At 77.6% G+C, this 15,004-nt stretch carries 13 protein-coding genes; 5 read left to right on the forward strand and 8 right to left on the reverse strand.

All coding sequences use genetic code 11. The features are described 5' to 3' along the window. Window positions 1-71: 71 nt before the first annotated feature. The 3 genes from ACTMS2_RS19385 to ACTMS2_RS19395 form a co-directional block, all read right to left on the reverse strand. The gene (locus tag ACTMS2_RS19385) at window positions 72-473 is read right to left on the reverse strand and encodes a hypothetical protein (RefSeq protein WP_441176645.1); all 402 of its coding nucleotides are present in this window, start codon (window positions 471-473) and stop codon (window positions 72-74) included. A gap of 446 nt (window positions 474-919) precedes the next feature. Beyond that, a complete protein-coding gene (locus ACTMS2_RS19390; protein WP_441176646.1) occupies window positions 920-1,690 on the reverse strand; it encodes a DUF5995 family protein in 771 nt (256 codons plus the stop codon). A gap of 109 nt (window positions 1,691-1,799) precedes the next feature. Further along, window positions 1,800-4,694: a helix-turn-helix transcriptional regulator gene (locus tag ACTMS2_RS19395; protein WP_441176647.1), complete on the reverse strand. Its 2,895-nt coding sequence runs from the start codon at window positions 4,692-4,694 to the stop codon at window positions 1,800-1,802. A gap of 186 nt (window positions 4,695-4,880) precedes the next feature. On the opposite strand from ACTMS2_RS19395, the gene ACTMS2_RS19400 reads away from it, so the two are divergent. Then, window positions 4,881-6,947, forward strand: a complete 2,067-nt coding sequence (locus ACTMS2_RS19400; RefSeq protein WP_441176648.1) for an AAA family ATPase — start codon at window positions 4,881-4,883, stop codon at window positions 6,945-6,947. A 119-nt stretch (window positions 6,948-7,066) separates the two neighbouring features. Further along, the gene (locus tag ACTMS2_RS19405) at window positions 7,067-7,960 is read left to right on the forward strand and encodes an aldo/keto reductase (protein WP_441176649.1); all 894 of its coding nucleotides are present in this window, start codon (window positions 7,067-7,069) and stop codon (window positions 7,958-7,960) included. Window positions 7,961-8,027: 67 nt separating this feature from the next. Here ACTMS2_RS19405 and ACTMS2_RS19410 read toward each other — a convergent pair whose 3' ends face one another. Then, entirely contained in the window at window positions 8,028-9,134 is a 1,107-nt protein-coding gene (locus ACTMS2_RS19410) for a nucleotide disphospho-sugar-binding domain-containing protein (RefSeq protein ID WP_441176650.1), read from the reverse strand. A gap of 94 nt (window positions 9,135-9,228) precedes the next feature. Next, the gene (paaI, locus tag ACTMS2_RS19415; protein WP_441176651.1) at window positions 9,229-9,672 is read right to left on the reverse strand and encodes a hydroxyphenylacetyl-CoA thioesterase PaaI; all 444 of its coding nucleotides are present in this window, start codon (window positions 9,670-9,672) and stop codon (window positions 9,229-9,231) included. 181 nt (window positions 9,673-9,853) lie between these two features. Here paaI and ACTMS2_RS19420 point away from each other — a divergent pair, with 181 nt between their 5' ends. From ACTMS2_RS19420 to crcB, 3 genes are all read left to right on the forward strand, one after another. After that, window positions 9,854-10,612 carry a class I SAM-dependent methyltransferase gene (locus ACTMS2_RS19420; RefSeq protein ID WP_441176652.1) on the forward strand — a complete coding sequence of 253 codons (759 nt, stop codon included), beginning with the start codon at window positions 9,854-9,856 and terminating at the stop codon, window positions 10,610-10,612. 79 nt (window positions 10,613-10,691) lie between these two features. Further along, window positions 10,692-11,189, forward strand: coding sequence for a fluoride efflux transporter FluC (locus ACTMS2_RS19425; protein WP_441176653.1), 498 nt, complete (start codon window positions 10,692-10,694; stop codon window positions 11,187-11,189). Then, a complete protein-coding gene (gene crcB / locus ACTMS2_RS19430) occupies window positions 11,186-11,548 on the forward strand; it encodes a fluoride efflux transporter CrcB (RefSeq protein ID WP_441176654.1) in 363 nt (120 codons plus the stop codon). The genes ACTMS2_RS19425 and crcB overlap by 4 nt, the downstream gene beginning before the upstream one ends. Window positions 11,549-11,628: 80 nt before the next feature. Here crcB and cobA read toward each other — a convergent pair whose 3' ends face one another. Genes cobA through ACTMS2_RS19445 form a run of 3 tightly spaced genes read right to left on the reverse strand, consistent with a single transcriptional unit; the run spans window position 11,629 to window position 15,001 of the window. Further along, complete coding sequence (gene cobA / locus ACTMS2_RS19435; protein WP_441176655.1) at window positions 11,629-13,386, reverse strand: uroporphyrinogen-III C-methyltransferase; 1,758 nt, start codon at window positions 13,384-13,386, stop codon at window positions 11,629-11,631. Then, window positions 13,383-13,973, reverse strand: coding sequence for a precorrin-8X methylmutase (locus ACTMS2_RS19440; protein WP_441176656.1), 591 nt, complete (start codon window positions 13,971-13,973; stop codon window positions 13,383-13,385). Before ACTMS2_RS19440 ends, cobA begins: the two co-directional genes overlap by 4 nt. Beyond that, complete coding sequence (locus ACTMS2_RS19445; protein WP_441176692.1) at window positions 13,970-15,001, reverse strand: HoxN/HupN/NixA family nickel/cobalt transporter; 1,032 nt, start codon at window positions 14,999-15,001, stop codon at window positions 13,970-13,972. The genes ACTMS2_RS19440 and ACTMS2_RS19445 overlap by 4 nt, the downstream gene beginning before the upstream one ends. Window positions 15,002-15,004 lie beyond the last annotated feature (3 nt).

A 15,004-nucleotide genomic window follows, 5' to 3' on the forward strand; every position in this document is an offset into this window, starting at 1 on the left:
CTCGGCGGTCCTGACCCGACCGTAGGCGGTCGCCGGCCGCCCGCCCGCCGGAACGGTGAAGCCGGGAGGACTCAGTCGCCGTCGGGCGCGGCCAACGCACGGGCCAGGGCGTCGGGGTCGGCGACGGTCACCGTCGCCCCGGGGTGCCGCAGCCACCCGCCGGGCAGCAGGGCCGGCACCGGCTCGGCGAAGCGGAGGCAGAGCCCGGCGGCGGTGCTGCTGGCGAAGGTGACGCCGGCGTCGGCCAGCGACAGGCGCGTGCCGATCCCCCGCCACCAGCGGTACGGCCCGGTGGGCGCGACGCCGACGACGTTGCGCCGGGCGGTGCGCAGCCGCCACGGGCCGAACCGGATCACCAGCTCGGCCGCGTCGACGTCGACCCAGGCCGTCGCCGGCCGCACGCCGACCAGGGCGAGCGCCGGCCGGAACACCGGATCGAAGCGGAACCCGAACCGGCGGGCGCCGCCGGTCATCGCGGGATCGCCCCCACCGGCGCCAGGTGCCCCGCCGGTCATCTCAGGCCGTCCCGCCCGCGCAGGATCCCCTGTCGGTCATCTCGGGACCGTCCCGCCCGCGCCGGATCCCCCGCCGGTCATCGCGGACCGCCCCGGCCGGCAGGGCGGGCCTCGCCCGGGCGGGCGGGGCGGGACGGGGCGGCGGGCCGGGGGCGGGGTCGGGCGGCGGGTCGCCGGGCCGGATCACTCATGGCGCGGGCGTACCCCGTGCGGGCCGGCCGACACCCCCCGGGCCGGCCGACCCGCGAACCCCCCGCGCCCCGACCCGGCGTACCCCCGGCCGGTCGGACCGCCTGACCACGGGCCCGGCGCCCCCCCGACGGGCGAGCCCTGGTCAGGCGGGGGGACGCGTCCCCGCGCTCCGCCGATTGCCGGATGCGAAGCGCGGGGACCCCCCGTCCCGGCTACTGCAGGAACGCCCCGAGGGGCGAGAGCAGCAGCCGGCCGAGCGCCGCGGCGGTCTCGTCCAACCGCGCGCGCTCGCACTCGTGGGCGGCCGGATCGTGCCGGCACCGCCAGATCTTCTGCGCGTTGCGCCAGGCGACGTCGCGGGTGTACTCGACCAGTTCCCCCTGGTACCAGTCGTCGATGTCGCCGTTGAGCATGTCGATGAGCAGCTGCCACCGCTCCAGGTAGCCGCGCCGCAGACCGGGGATCTTGTCCGCGAAGATGTCGTTGATCTTCAGGTAGTCGCGGTGCTGGTCGGTGCCGTCCACCGGCTCCGACTCCAGGCTGTCGAACGTGGTCACCAGCGCGAACGGCAGATCGAAGTTGATGTGCGCGTTCACCCCGGCGGCCGCCGACGGCAGCGGGCGTGCGTCCGGGCCGCGCATCCGCTGGAACAGGCAGGCCCACGCCTTCGGCGTGCCCGGGCTCGCGTCGGTCCACAGCCGCATGGCGTCGAAGTAGCGGGCGGCGAACTCCACGTCCAGCCGGGACAGGAACACCGGGTCGGCGAAGCGGTCGTCGTAGAGGCCGTTCAGCACGCTCTCGGTGATCGTCAGGTACAGCCGGTTGAAGTCGGCCAGCGGGCAGCTCGCCTCCAGCGGAGGCAGCCGGACCAGCAGGTCCTGGAGCTTGGTGAGATGGTCGACGACCGCCGGCACGTCGGCGGGATGATCGGCGAGCAGGTCGACGATGTCCCGATGCACGGGCCCCCACACCGGTTCCGTCATCTCTCCTCCACAGTGGTCCCCGACAGCCCCGTGCCGTCGGCGACGCAGCACAGCCTGCCAGCCGGCGGCAGCCGGCCGGATCAGTAGAACGACGTATCCCCGCCGCGCGTCAGCCGCGCCGGTTGCGTAGGAAGATCGCGCTGGCCTGCACCCGGGTGCGGACGTGCAGCTTGTCGAAGATGTGCGAGACGTGCACGCCGATGGTGCGTTCGCTGATGAACAGCCGCTGGCCGATCTCCCGGTTGGTCAGCCCCTCGGCGACGGCGGCGAGGACCTCCCGCTCCCGGGCGGTCAGCGCCGCCAGCTCGTCGCCGTCCGCGCCGACGGCCGGGCCGCCCGCGGCCGGGCGGTCCTCCAGCGGCACCCGCGCCCGGCCGGCGAGCGTACGGATCTCCGAGGTCAGCGGCACCGCGCCGAGCCCCTGCGCCACCTCGTACGCCTGCCGCAGCAGCTTGGCCGCCGTGGCGCTGCGCTTGCGCCGGGCCAGCAGCGCCTCGGCCTGCCGCAGCCGCGAGTACGCCGCCGGGTAGGGGTGGTGCCGGCGGTCCCACTGCGCCACCGAGCGGGCCCACAGCTCCGGGTCGCTGCTGTCCAGGCGGCTCACCTCGGCGGCGCACAGCGCCAGGAAGCCGTCCACCACGTCGCGCACCGGCCGGGCGGCGTGCTCGCTCTTGCGGGCGACCCGGTCGGCCACCTCCCGCAGCCGCCGTAGCGCCGTCGGGTCGACGGGCACGGCGCGGCTGACGTGCGCCTCGGCCTCGGCCCGCAGCCCGTGCCAGACCAGCGCCGCGAGGATGCCCACGTCGTCGGAGCGGCTCTCGGTCAGGCCGCGCTGCACCGCCTGCCGGGCCAGGTCGTGCCGGCCCTGCCACATGGCCAGCCCCGCCCGCAGGGTGAGCAGCGGGATCACGTGCCGCGCCCCGCCGCCGGCGAGCACCGTGGCGACCGCGTCCAGGTCGCGGTCGGCGGCCTGGATGTCGCCGTAGCCCACCGACAGCCGGCAGCGCGCCAGCAGCAGTTCCACCGCGTCGGCGCCGGAGGGGCGGTGCCGCAACGCCGCCGCGACGACCTTCTCCGCCTCGGCCCACTGGCCGACCCGGAACAGCCCGTTGGTGGCGATGGCCAGCAGCCGGGTCTCGTACGTGCGGCCCAGGCCGAGCTCGGCCACCCGCTCGGCGCCGCGGCGGGCGACGACGACGCCCTCCTCCAGCACGTTCAGCGGGCCGGTCAGCAGCTCCGCCAGGTGCAGGTACGCGCACGCCACGTCCTCCGGGCGGCCGGCGCGCTCGGCGGTCTCCAACGCGCGGCGCATCACCGCCAGCCCGGCGTCCGGGTCCTCGAGGTAGGCCTCCGAGAAGCCGAGCGCGGCGCTGGCCAGCACCACCTCCGACGCGGAGCCCGGCACCTCGGCGGAGAGCTCCAGCGCCTCCCGGGCCCGCCGGCCCGCGTCGGCGTAGCGGCCGAGGTGCAGCAGCAGCTCGGCCAGGTGCGCCGCGGCGGTGGCCCGTTCCCGAGGGGTGCAGTCGGCGGCCTCCAGGGCCCGCTGGTACTCGGCCTCCGCCAGGGCCGACCGACCGGCGGCGGCCAGGTAGCGGGCCCGGCGGATGTGCAGCGCGCACGCCGACGGGTCGGCGTCGGCGGCGGCCAGCTCCTCCAGCAGCGTCAGCGCCCGGGCGTGCTCGCCGCAGTGGTGGGCGGCCTCGGCGGCGTGCCGCAGCAGGGTGACCCGGTCCACGTCCGGCGCCGCGACGCCCGGCGCGGCGGCCAGCTGCAACGCGACCGACCAGTGCCGGTGCGCCTCGGCCCAGCCGTGCAGCCGCTCGGCCTCGCGGGCGGCGGCCATCGCCGCCGGCAGCGCCCGCGCCGGCTCGCCGGCCAGCCGCCAGTGGTGCGCCAGGCGCGCCTGGTGCAGCTCGGCCGGGGCCGCGGTGAGCGCCTCGGCGTAGCGGCGGTGCAGGGCGGCGCGCTCGGCCGGCAGCAGTTCGTGCTCCAGCACCTCGGCGACCAGCCGGTGCCGCAGCCGGTAGCCGTCGTCCGCGCTCACCAGCAGCCGGTGCGCGACGGCCGCGCGGACCGCCTCGATCACCTCGTCCTCGGGCAGCCGCACCACCCGGGCGAGCAGCCAGTGCTGCACCGGCTCGACGCCGGTCGCCACCGCGTGCACCACGGCGTGCGCGTGCTCCGGCAGCGCGTCCACCCGGGCCAGGAAGATCTCGCGCAGCGTGTCGGAGAGCCCGTGCCTGCCGTCGCGCAGGTCGCGGGCCAGCTCCTCCACCACGAACGGGTTGCCGCCGCTGCGCTGCCACACCAGCTCCGCCGCCTCACCGGCGAGCGGCCGGCCGACCACGGCGGCGGCGAGCTGGTCGGTGCCGGCCCGGTCCAGCGGGGCCAGGTCGAGCACCCGCACCGTACGCAGCCGGCGCAGCTCGGTGAGCACCCGGCGCAGCGGGTGCGCGCCCTGCAACGACTCGGCCCGCACCGCAGCGAGCACGGACAGCTGGAGGTCGCCCAGCCCGGCCAGCAGGTAGAGCAGCAGCTGCCGGGTGCTGCGGTCGACCCACTGGAGGTCGTCCAGGACCAGCACCAGCGGGCGGCCCTCGGCGATCAGGTGCAGCCCCTGCGAGACCCGCTCCAGCAGCGCCCCGGCGCCGTCCGGGCCGGCGGTCTCCTCGGCGAACGTCCGCAGGAGCCCACGGACCGCCGAGGAGGTCTTGGCGTGGGCGCCGGTCAGCTCGACGTCGAGGCGGCGCAACGCCTGCAGCAGCGGGTGCAGGGGCGACGCGTCGCCGATGTCCAGACAGGAGCCGGTGAGCACGAGGGCCCCGGCGTCGCGCAGCCGGTCGCCCACCTCGCGCAGCAGGCGGGTCTTGCCGACGCCGCTCTCGCCGGTGAGGAACACGGCGGCGGTGTGCCCCTGCGTGACGTCGTCGAGCAGCACGGACCGTACCGTCGTCACGAGGTCGGCCCGGCCGACGAGTGGTGCCGTGTCCACGTCGCTGGCCATGGCACGCAGCCTAGTCACAGGTCCCCGCACCGTTCTACGGGTCTTTCGCGCCTGTGGTACTCCTCGCGTCGACTTTACGACCGAAGGTTGCGCACGGTCGACATACGTCGTTCGGCAGATCCCCCACCGGCCGATCGGTGACAGTGTCCGAGGCGTCGTCAGCCACCGCGGGGAAAGGCGGGTGCGATGCCCATACCCACCATCGTCGCTGGTCCGCAGCGGGTCACCTCGGCAGGCTGGCCGGTGCCGGAGGAGAGACGCCTGGTCACCGTGCTGTTCGTCGACATCGTCGGGTCGACCACGCTCGTCGACCGGCTCGACCCGGAGGACGTGCGGGCCCTGCAACGGGCGTACTTCCACACCGTCGGCGGGGTGCTGCGCCGCTGGCAGGGGGTGGTCGAGAAGTACGTCGGCGACGCGGTGCTGGCCCTGTTCGGGGCCCGCCGCTCCGACGGCTTCGACGCGTACCGGGCCGTGCGGGCGGCACTGGAGATCCAGGGCGCCCTCGACCGGCGGCCGCCGCCCGGGGCGCCGCGCCTGCGGGTCCGGGCCGGGGTGGCCACCGGCGAGGCGCTGGTGGACCTCGCCGCCGCGCGCGACGGCTGGCACGGCGTGGCCAGCGGCGCGGTGATCACCACCGCCGCCCGGTTGCAGGAGTACGCCCCGCCGGGCGGGGTGGCGCTCTGCGCGGCCACCCACCGCGCCACCGTGGGCCTCGTCGCGCAGCGCCGGGTGCCGCCGGTGGCCCTGGCCGGCAAGGCGCTGCCGGTCGACGTGTGGCACGCCACCGGCGCGATCCGGCCGGCCCCGGCCCGGCACGAGGGACCCCTGGTCGGGCGGCGGCGCGAGCTGGCCGCCGCCCGGGACCTCATCGTCCGGGCCGTGCGGGACCGCAGCCCGCGCTGGCTGTCGCTGGCCGGTCCGGCCGGCAGCGGACGCAGCCGGCTGCTGCACGAGCTGACCCGGGCGGTACCGACCGTGGACGGGGCGCCGGTGCGGTGGTGCGTCGCGCACTGCCCCCCGTACCCGCAGCCCCTGGCGCCCGTCGCGGACCTGGTGCGCGGGCTCGCCGACCTGCGCGACGACGACGCGCCGGCGACGGTCCGGCGCCGGCTCACCGCCGCCCTCACCGACCTGGTGCCGCCCACCGGCCTGACCGGGGCGGTGTCCGCGCTGGAGGCGCTGCTGGCCGCGCCGGACGAGTCCCGCGCGGCGGTCCGGGGCGCCGAGGTGGCCCGGGAGGTGCTCCTGGGGCTCGCCGCCCGGCAGCCGGTGCTGGTGGCGGTGGACGACCTCGACCGGGCCGCGGTGGCGCTGAGCCACTTCCTGCGCCGGCTCTTCGCGGCGGCCAGCGCGCGGTCGCTGCCGCTGGCGGTGGTGACGCTGCACCGTCCGGAGTGGGCGGACGTCCTGCCCGAGCCCCGGGACCGGTGGCACCGGTTGACGGTGCCGCCGTTGCGCCCGGTGGAGACCGGACGGCTGCTGCGCCACCTGCTCCAGCGGGCCGGGCGGCCGACCACGGCGGTGGCCCGGCTGCTGCCGCTGGTCGGGGGCAATCCGGGGCGGGCCGCCGCGTACGTCGCGTCGCTCGGCGCGGCGCAGTCCGTGCCGGAGGAGGTACGCCGGGAGGTCGACGCCCGGCTGGACCGCCTCGACGGGGCGCGCCGGGCCGTGCTGATGGCCGCCGCGACGGTCGGCGCGGGGCTTCCCGCCGCGACGGTGGCGCGCCTGCTCGACTGGGCGCCCGGGCGGGCCGCCCCGGTGCTGCGCGCCCTGGTCTCGGCGGGTCTGCTGGTCACCCGCCCGGACGGCCGGTACGCCGTCGCCGACGCGGTGGTCCGCGAGGTCGCGTACGCCCGGCTGCCGAGGGCGGCGCGGGCCGCGTTCGCCCGCCGGGCCGGACGGTCGGCGGAGGCGGGCGCACCGCCGGTGCCCGCGGTCGTCGCCGACCCCACCGGCCGGCCGCCCGGTCCGGCGGGGCGTCCCGCGCCCGCGCCGGTGGTGGCCGCTACCGGGCAGCGCGGCGGGGCGGAGCGGGTGGTGCGGCTGCGCGGTTGGACCCCGATCCGGGGTCGCAGCCTGTCGTCCGACCCCGACCGGGTCGTCGTCCCGGGTCGCGCGGCCCCGCCGGACGGTGCGGCGGATGGTCGGGGCGTCGCGGCCGCCGCCCGGCCAGGCGGCTCGGCGCGGCGACAGGGTCGCTGGCGACGGCGCAGCTGGATCCTGCCGCGCGGTACGCCGATCGCGGCGTGAGCGGGCACGCGCCGGACGGGCGCACCTCCCCCACGATCCAAGCTAACAGGGGCCGGAACCGGGCGGTATCGGGCGCCCGGCCGAGTGCGCGGGGCACGCCGGCTGGCTAGGTTCGCCCGATGCCTGTCAAAGAAGTCACCGCCTCCGCCGCCGGCACCTGGACGCTCGGGGACCGGACCGTGCGCCGGATGGGGTTCGGTTCCATGCGGCTCACCGTCCACCCGGACCGGGCGCGCGCCGTGCGCGTCCTGCGCCGGGCCGTCGAGCTGGGCGTCAACCACATCGACACCGCCGCCTTCTACGTCTCGCCGGGCGGACCGCTCGGCGTCGGCACCGGCTCGCCCCGCTACGCCACCGAACTGATCCGCGAGGCCCTCGCGCCGTACCCGGACGACCTGGTCATCACCACCAAGGTGGGGCCGTCCTTCGACGAGGCGAGCCGGCACCGCGAACTGACCCCGTCCGAGCTGCGCCGGGAGGTGGAGGAGAACCTGCGCCGGCTCGGCCGGGACCACCTGGACGTGGTGAACCTGCGGATCGTCCGCAAGCCCGGGCGGGACTCGGTGGCGGAGCGCCTCGCCGCCCTCGCCGAGCTGCGCGACGCCGGCCTGATCCGGCATCTCGGACTGTCCAACGTGCGGGTGGACCACCTGGACGAGGCACGCGACATCGCGCCGGTGGTGTGCGTGCAGAACGCGTACGCCCTCGACGTGAACCGGTGGGCCGACGAGCTGCTGCGGGTCTGCGGCGAGCGGGGCGTCGCCTTCGTGCCGTTCTTCGCGATCGCGGGCGCCAGGCGGGAGGCGGGCACCGGCGACGACCACGACGAGGCCCTCCGGGCGGTGGCGCGCGCGCACGGCGCGACCCCGCAGCAGATCCGCCTGGCCTGGACGCTGCACCAGGGGCCGCACGTGCTGGCCATCCCCGGCACCGGCGACCCCGCGCACCTGGCGCAGAACGTGGCGGCCGGGGCGATCCGGCTCACCCCCGAGGACCTGGCCCGCCTCCGCTGACGCCCGGCCGGCTGGCGTGGCGGGGTGGCGGGATGACGGCGGTGACGGGGGTGGCGGCGGCGCCGGGTCAGCGCAGCGACTCCAGGCACCGCACCAGCTCGTCGGGACCCGGCATGGCGGCGATCTCGGCGCCGACCTGCCGCGCCGCGTCGCGCAGCCCGGTGTCGGTGACGAGCCGGGCCAGGGTGTCGGCGGTGATGTCGCGGGCCCGGGCCGCGATGCCGGCGCCGCGCGCGGCCACCAGCTCGGCGTTGTGCCGCCGGTCGCCCGCCCCGACGGTGGCCAGCTGCGGCACCCCGGCGATCAGCGCGCTGAGGACGCTGCCCGCGCCGCCGTGGTGCACCAGCGCCGCGCTCGCCGGCAGGGCCGCGGGGATCGGGATCCAGTCGACCGTACGCACGTTGCCGGGCAGTCTCCGGCGGGCCAGCCGCGCGTCCGGGCGGACCAGCACGAACTCGGCGTCGACCCGGTCGGCGACGGCGACGACGGCCGGCATCGGCCCGGCGCTGCCGGGGCCGGCGAGGGTGCTGCGGCTGACCAGCACGCGTGGCCGCTCGCCCGGCTCGCGCAGCCAGTCGGGCAGCTCGCCGCCCGCTTCGGTGGCGTAGCGCATCGGCCAGCCGTGCTGACGCAGCACGCTGGGCGGGGCGACGGCGATCGCGGCGGCCGGGGGCGGCAGCTCGGCGAGGCCGTGTCGGCGCAGGGCCGGGCCCAGCCGCGCGAGGGTGGCCCGGGCCAGCTCGCGGCCGTCGAAGAGGGCGTTCTCCTGGCGTACGGCGGGCACGTCGAGCGTCGCGGCGGCGAGGGCCCCGGCCACCGCGAACGGCTCGTGGACCACCAGATCGGGCCGCCACTGCCCGGCGAGGGCGACCACCGCGTCGGCGAGCTGGTCGTTGACCGCGCCGAAGAGCAGCCCGGCGCCCCGGGTGCCGGCGGTGCCGGCCAGCTCGGCCCGGGCGATCAGCGGGTGGCGCAGCAGCACGCGGCGGGCGATCCGGCCGAAGTCGAACCCCGGCGCGACGTCGCGCGACGCCAGGCCGGGCCGCACCGCCCGCAGGCCGTCGGCGGCGGTGGCGACGAGCACCTCGTGCCCGGCGTCGCGCAGCGCGGCGGCCAGCGGCAGCAGCGGGGCGACGTGCCCGATCAACGGCGCGGACACCACCAGCACTCGCACGGCGCCGATGCTAGCGGCGGCGCGGCCCGTCGTGGGGGCACGCGGTGCGGCCCGTCGTGGGGACACGCGGTGCGGCCCGGCCGGCGGCGAGGGTTCAGCGCGCGGTCGGGGGCAGGGTGCGGCTGCGGCCCCGGAACTCGGCCACCACCTCGCCGTCGTCGCGGGTGACGGTGACGTCGTAGATGCCGCTGCGGCCGTAGCGGGTGCGCTCGGTGGCGTGGGCCGTGAGCAGGTCACCCTCGCGGGCGGGACGCACGAAGGTGATCTCGCCGCCGGCGGCGACGGTGGCCGGCCCGTGGCTGTTGCAGGCGAGCGCGAAGGCGGTGTCGGCGAGCAGGAACAGGAAGCCGCCGTGGGCGATGGCGTGGCCGTTGACCATCGCGCCGGTCACCCGCATGCGGGCCACCGCCGCGCCGGCGGCGGCGTCCACCAACTCGATGCCGAGGCCGCGGGAGGCGACGTCGGCGGCGAACATGTCGTACGCGGCGTTGCGCCCGGCCACCTCAGCCGTCCCGCCGCTGCTCGACGATCCGCCCATCGGCCCGCCGCACCCCCGTCCACAGGCGGTCCCCGCGACCGCCGACCCCGTACCGTACGCCAGCCCCGGGCCGTCGCGGGGCGCACCGGTCACGGACGTGCGGACCACCGGGCGCAGCTTGTTGCAAATTCTTGGCAACAAGGGCTGGACGCGCGTCGGCTCCGTAACTAGCCTGACCCACATGAGTCCTTACATCACGGATGCGGCGGCCTGGCAGGAGAGCTGGGACCGCCAGCAGGAGGCCTACCTGCCGGACCGGGAGCACCGGTTCACGGCGATGCTCGACGCCGTCGACGCGGTCCGCGACGACGACCGGCCGCGGCTGCTCGACCTGGCCGGCGGCACCGGCACCATCTCCGAGCGGGCGCTGCGCCGCTTCCCCCACGCCCAGGTGACCCTGGTGGACCTCGACCCGGCGCTGCTCGCCCTCGCCCGTGCCTCGCTCGGGGACCGGGTCACCGTCGTCACCGCCGACCTGGGCCGTCCCGACTGGCACGCCGCGCTCCCCCACCGCGACTACGACGCCGTCCTCACCGCCACCGCGCTGCACTGGCTGCCGGCCGAACGGCTCGAACGGCTCTACGCCGAACTGCGCGACCTGCTGCGGCCCGGCGGCATCCTGGTCAACGCCGACCACATGCCCGACGACGCGCTGCCGCAGCTCACCAAGCGCCTGCTCGACCGGGCCCGGGACCGGCGGGCGGCCCGGTACGCCGCCGGCGCCGCGCTGTCCTGGTCGGAGTGGTGGGACCGGGCGGAGGCCGACCCGGCGCTGCGGCCGCTCGTCGCGCAGCGGCGCGACATCTACCCGAGCGGGCACAGCCCGGAGTGGACCCCGCCGGTCTCCTGGCACCTGTCCGCGCTGAGCGCCGCCGGCTTCGCCGAGGTGGGCACGGTGTGGCGGGGCGGGCCCGACGCCGCCGTCGCCGGCGTGCGCTGACGCCGCCGGACGCCCCGCCGGGCGCTAGGCTGACGGGCGCGCACCGGGTCCCCGCCGAGGCACCGGTGGGGAGGACGAGGTGACCGGACCGGATCCGCGGGTCGACCCCGACGTCGACCTGCGCGTACCCGCCGACCGGGGCGAGCTGGCCGCCCGCCCCGGCGCGGTGCTCGGCTCCGTCGCGGCCGGCGGCGCGCTCGGCGCCCTGGCCAGGGCCGGCCTCCAGCACGCCGTCCCACACGCCCCGGCGGGCTTCGCGTGGGCAACCTTCGCCGTCAACCTGACCGGGTGCCTGCTGATCGGCGTCCTGATGGCGGCGCTCGAGCGCTCCGGTGGTGGCCGACCGCTGCTGCGCCCGTTCCTCGGGGTGGGGGTGCTCGGCGGCTACACCACCTTCGCCACGTACGCGGTGGACATCCGGCTCGCCGTCGGCGCCGGCGCACCGCAGGTGGCCCTCGGCTACCTGGCGGCGACCCTGCTCGGCGCGCTGGTCGCCGTCTGGCTCGGCGACGCCGTGACCGGCCGGCTGCTCGACGCCGCCCGCCACCGCCGGCCGGGACCGGGGGCCGGGCGGTGACCGTCCTGCTGATCGCCCTCGGCGCGGCCGTCGGCGCGCCCCTGCGCTACCTCACCGACCGGACCGTCCAGGCCCGGCTCGGCGGCGTCTTCCCGTGGGGCACGCTGACGGTCAACGTGGCCGGATCGCTCCTGCTCGGCCTCCTGGCCGGGCTTCCCGTCGGTCCGACCGCCGGCGCGCTGCTGGGCACCGGTTTCTGCGGCGCGCTGAGCACCTACTCCACCTTCGGGTACGAGACGCTGCGGCTGGCGCGCCGGGGCCGGCGGTTCCTCGCGCTGGTCAACGTGCTCGCCAGCGTGGCCGCCGGCCTCACCGCCGCCGCCGTCGGCTTCGCCCTGGCCCGGGCCGCCACCGGCTGAGCCGCCAGCCACGGCGGCACCCCAGACGGACCGGCGGCCGCCCCACCGCCGGCGTCCGGTGGCGGGCCGATCCGGGCGGGTCAGCGGTCCGGGTCCGGCGGCGCGGCCGGGAGGCGCACGTCGACCACCGGGCCGAGGACGAAGACGGCCGGCGGGGCGATCCGCTCCCGGACGGCCACCGCGCCGATCTCGTCCAGCCGGGCGGTCACGGCGCGCTGGTCGGGATGCCCCGCGTCCTGCACCGCGAGGACCGGGGTGTCCGGGGCCCGGCCGTGCTCGACCAGCACCGCGGCGATCTTGTCGACGGTGTCCACGGCCATCAGCAGGACCAGGGTGCCCCGGGCCCGCCCGAGCGCCGCCCAGTCGACCAGCGAGTCGGGGTGCCCGGGCGGCAGGTGCCCGGAGACGACGGTGACGTCGTGCGCCACGCCCCGGTGGGTGACCGGCACCCCGGCCAGGGCCGCCGCGGCGACCGCGCTGGTCACTCCGGGAACCACCGTCACGTCCACCCCGGCCGCCACGCAGGCCTGCACCTCCTCGTGGCCGCGCCCGAAGACGTACGGGTCGCCGCCCTTGAGCCGGACCACCCGCCGCCCGGCGCGGGCGTGCGCGACGAGGGTGGCGTTGATCGCGTCCTGCCCCATCGACGGCCCCCGGGGCACCTTCGCCGCGTCGACCACCTCGACACCCGGGCGCAGCCCGGCGAGCAGCCCACGCGGGGCGAGCCGGTCTACCACCACCACGTCCGCCGCCTCCAGCAGCGCCCGGCCCCGTACGGTGATCAGATCGTCCGGCCCGGGACCGCCGCCGACGACGGCGACCTGGCCGGGGCGCGGACCGTGCTCGTGGTGCTCCCCCGGCCCGTGCCGATGCTCGTGCCCGCCGTGCCCGTGACCGCCATGCTCGTGCCCGCCGTGCCCGTGGCCGCCGTGCCCGTGCGCATGACCGCCGTGTCCGTGGTCGTGGTCGTGGTGGTGGCCGCCGACCGGGTCGTCGGGGTGGTCGTGCGGGGTCTGCGGCCGGCCGACCTTGTCGGCGAAGCCCGGCATCAGCACCCGGTACGCGCAGGTGTCGCAGTTCATCCGGATGTCCCCGCGACGCGCCTCGGCGTGCCGTTCGAGGACCAGGTCGGCGAGGGCGTCGCAGTCGCCGATCAGGTCGGCCACCCGCACGTCCAGGTCGGGGTGGGCGGCGGCGAACGCGGCCGACTGGGCGACGATCCGGTCCGGCAGCACCCCGGCGAAGAGGAAGTACGGCGCGACGACGATCCGCCGGGCGCCGAGCCGGCGCAGCCGCTCCAGCACCGCCGGCACCGACGGCTCGGCCAGCGAGACGAAGCCCGGCTCGACGCCGGCGTAGCCGCGCCCCTCCCAGAGCAGCCGGGCCACCTTGGCGACCTCGGCGTTGGCGTCCGGGTCGGTCGAGCCGCGCCCGATCAGCGCCACCCAGGTGCCGGCCCGGTCGGCGCCGGCCAGCGCGGCGTCGACGCGCTGCTCCAGCGCGGTGTGCAGCAGCGGGTGCGGGCCCAGCGGCCGGCCGTAGACGTAGCTGAGGCCGGGATGGCGCTCCCGCTCGCGGGCCAGCGCGGCGGGGATGTCGCCCTTGCCGTGCCCGGCGGCGGTCAGCACCAGCGGCAGCGCCACCAGCGAGCGGTGCCCCCGCTCGACGAGCGCGCCGACCGCGTCGGTGAGCGGCGGGCGGGACAGCTCGATGAAGCCGCCCTCGACGTCGCCGAGGGTGCCGGCGGCGCGGCGGCGTACCCGCTCGACGAACGCGATGAACTGCTCGACCCCGGCCGCGCTGCGCGTGCCGTGCCCGACGATGACCAGAGCGCTCACTGCTCCTCCTCCACGTACAGCAGGGCGTTGAGGGCGGCGGCGGCGACCGCCGAGCCGCCCTTCTCGCCCCGGTTGGACACCCCGGGCAGGCCGCTGGCCCGCAGGGCCGCCTTCGACTCGGCGGCGCCGACGAAGCCGACCGGCAGCCCGACGACCAGCGCCGGTCGGGCGTCCAGGGTGATCAGTTCCTCCAGTGCGGTCGGCGCGCAGCCGACCACCCACACCGCGCCCGGGCCGACCCGCTCCAGGGCGATCCGCACCGCCGCCGCCGACCGGGTGATGCCGGCCGCGCGGGCCAGCTCGGCGGCGGCGGGCTCGGCGACCGGGCAGACCGTCTCCCGGCCGGTGATGCCCGCGGCGACCATCGCCACGTCGGTGACCACCGGCGCGCCGGCGCGCAGGGCGGCCAGCCCGCCGGCCAGGGCCGCCTCGTCGCAGACCAGGTCGGCGACGTAGTCGAGGTCGGCGCTGGCGTGCACCACCCGCTCGGTGACGGCCCGGGTCAGCGGCGGCAGGTGCGCCAGGTCGACCCGGGAGCGCAGGATGCGGTACGACTCCCGCTCGATGGGGTGCACGACCCGGCTCACGCCCGCACCTCCGTCGCGGCCACGCCGTAGCGCTCGTCGTAGCGGCGCAGCTTCCACAGCGCCACGGCCCCGGCCCAGGCGAGCACGAACAGGGCCACGACGGCGTACCCGAGCTGCTCGAAGTGCCCGGCGATGCCCGCGTACCCGGACAGCACCGACACGCCGAGATGGTCGACCAGCAGGCCGGCGGCGTAGACGCTGGCGACGAGGGCGCCGACGAGCACCGTGACGGCGGTGGTCGCCAGGTTGTAGTAGAGCCGGCGGGCCGGCTGCCGGTACGCCCACGAGTAGGCGCGGCTCATCAGCAGGCTGTCGGCGGTGTCCATGGCCGACATCCCGGCGGCGAAGAGCAGCGGCAGGGTGAGCAGGGCGAGCACCGGCAGGCCGCCGGCGGCGGCCGTGCTCGCCGACAGGGCGAGCAGGGTCACCTCACTGGCGGTCTCCAGGCCCAGGCCGAAGAGGAACCCGACGGGCGCCATGTGCCAGGAGGAGCGCACCAGCGCCCGGGCCCGGGAGCCGAGGACCCGCTGCACCAGCCCCCGGTTGAGCAGGTGCATGTCCAGCTCCCGCTCGTCCAGGTCGCCGTGGCGCAGCCGCCGCCAGAGCCGGGCCAGGCCGGCCAGCACCGCCGCGTTCAGGGCCGCGACCAGGGCGAGGAAGACGGTGGCGGTGAGGATCGCCACCGTGGCGCCCACCTCGCGCGCCTCGGCCAGCCCCGGCCCGGCGAGATTGGCCGAGGCGAGGCCGACGACCAGGGCCAGCAGCAGCACCACCGCGCTGTGCCCGAGCGCGAAGAAGAAGCCGACGCCGACCGGGCGCCGCCCGCGCAGCAGCATCAGCCGGGTGGTGTCGTCGATCGCCGCGATGTGGTCGGCGTCGAAGGCGTGCCGCACCCCGAGCAGGTACGCCAGCGTGCCGGCCCCGGCAAGGCCGCCGGCCGCGGCGGGCTGGTCGTTCCAGTACAGGTAGAGGCTCCAGCCGGCGACGTGCAGCACGGCGACGGCGAGCACGATGCCGCCGAGGCGCACCCG

This window comes from Micromonospora sp. SD12, from assembly GCF_052068495.1.
GTDB classification, from domain to species: Bacteria; Actinomycetota; Actinomycetes; order Mycobacteriales; family Micromonosporaceae; genus Micromonospora; species Micromonospora echinofusca.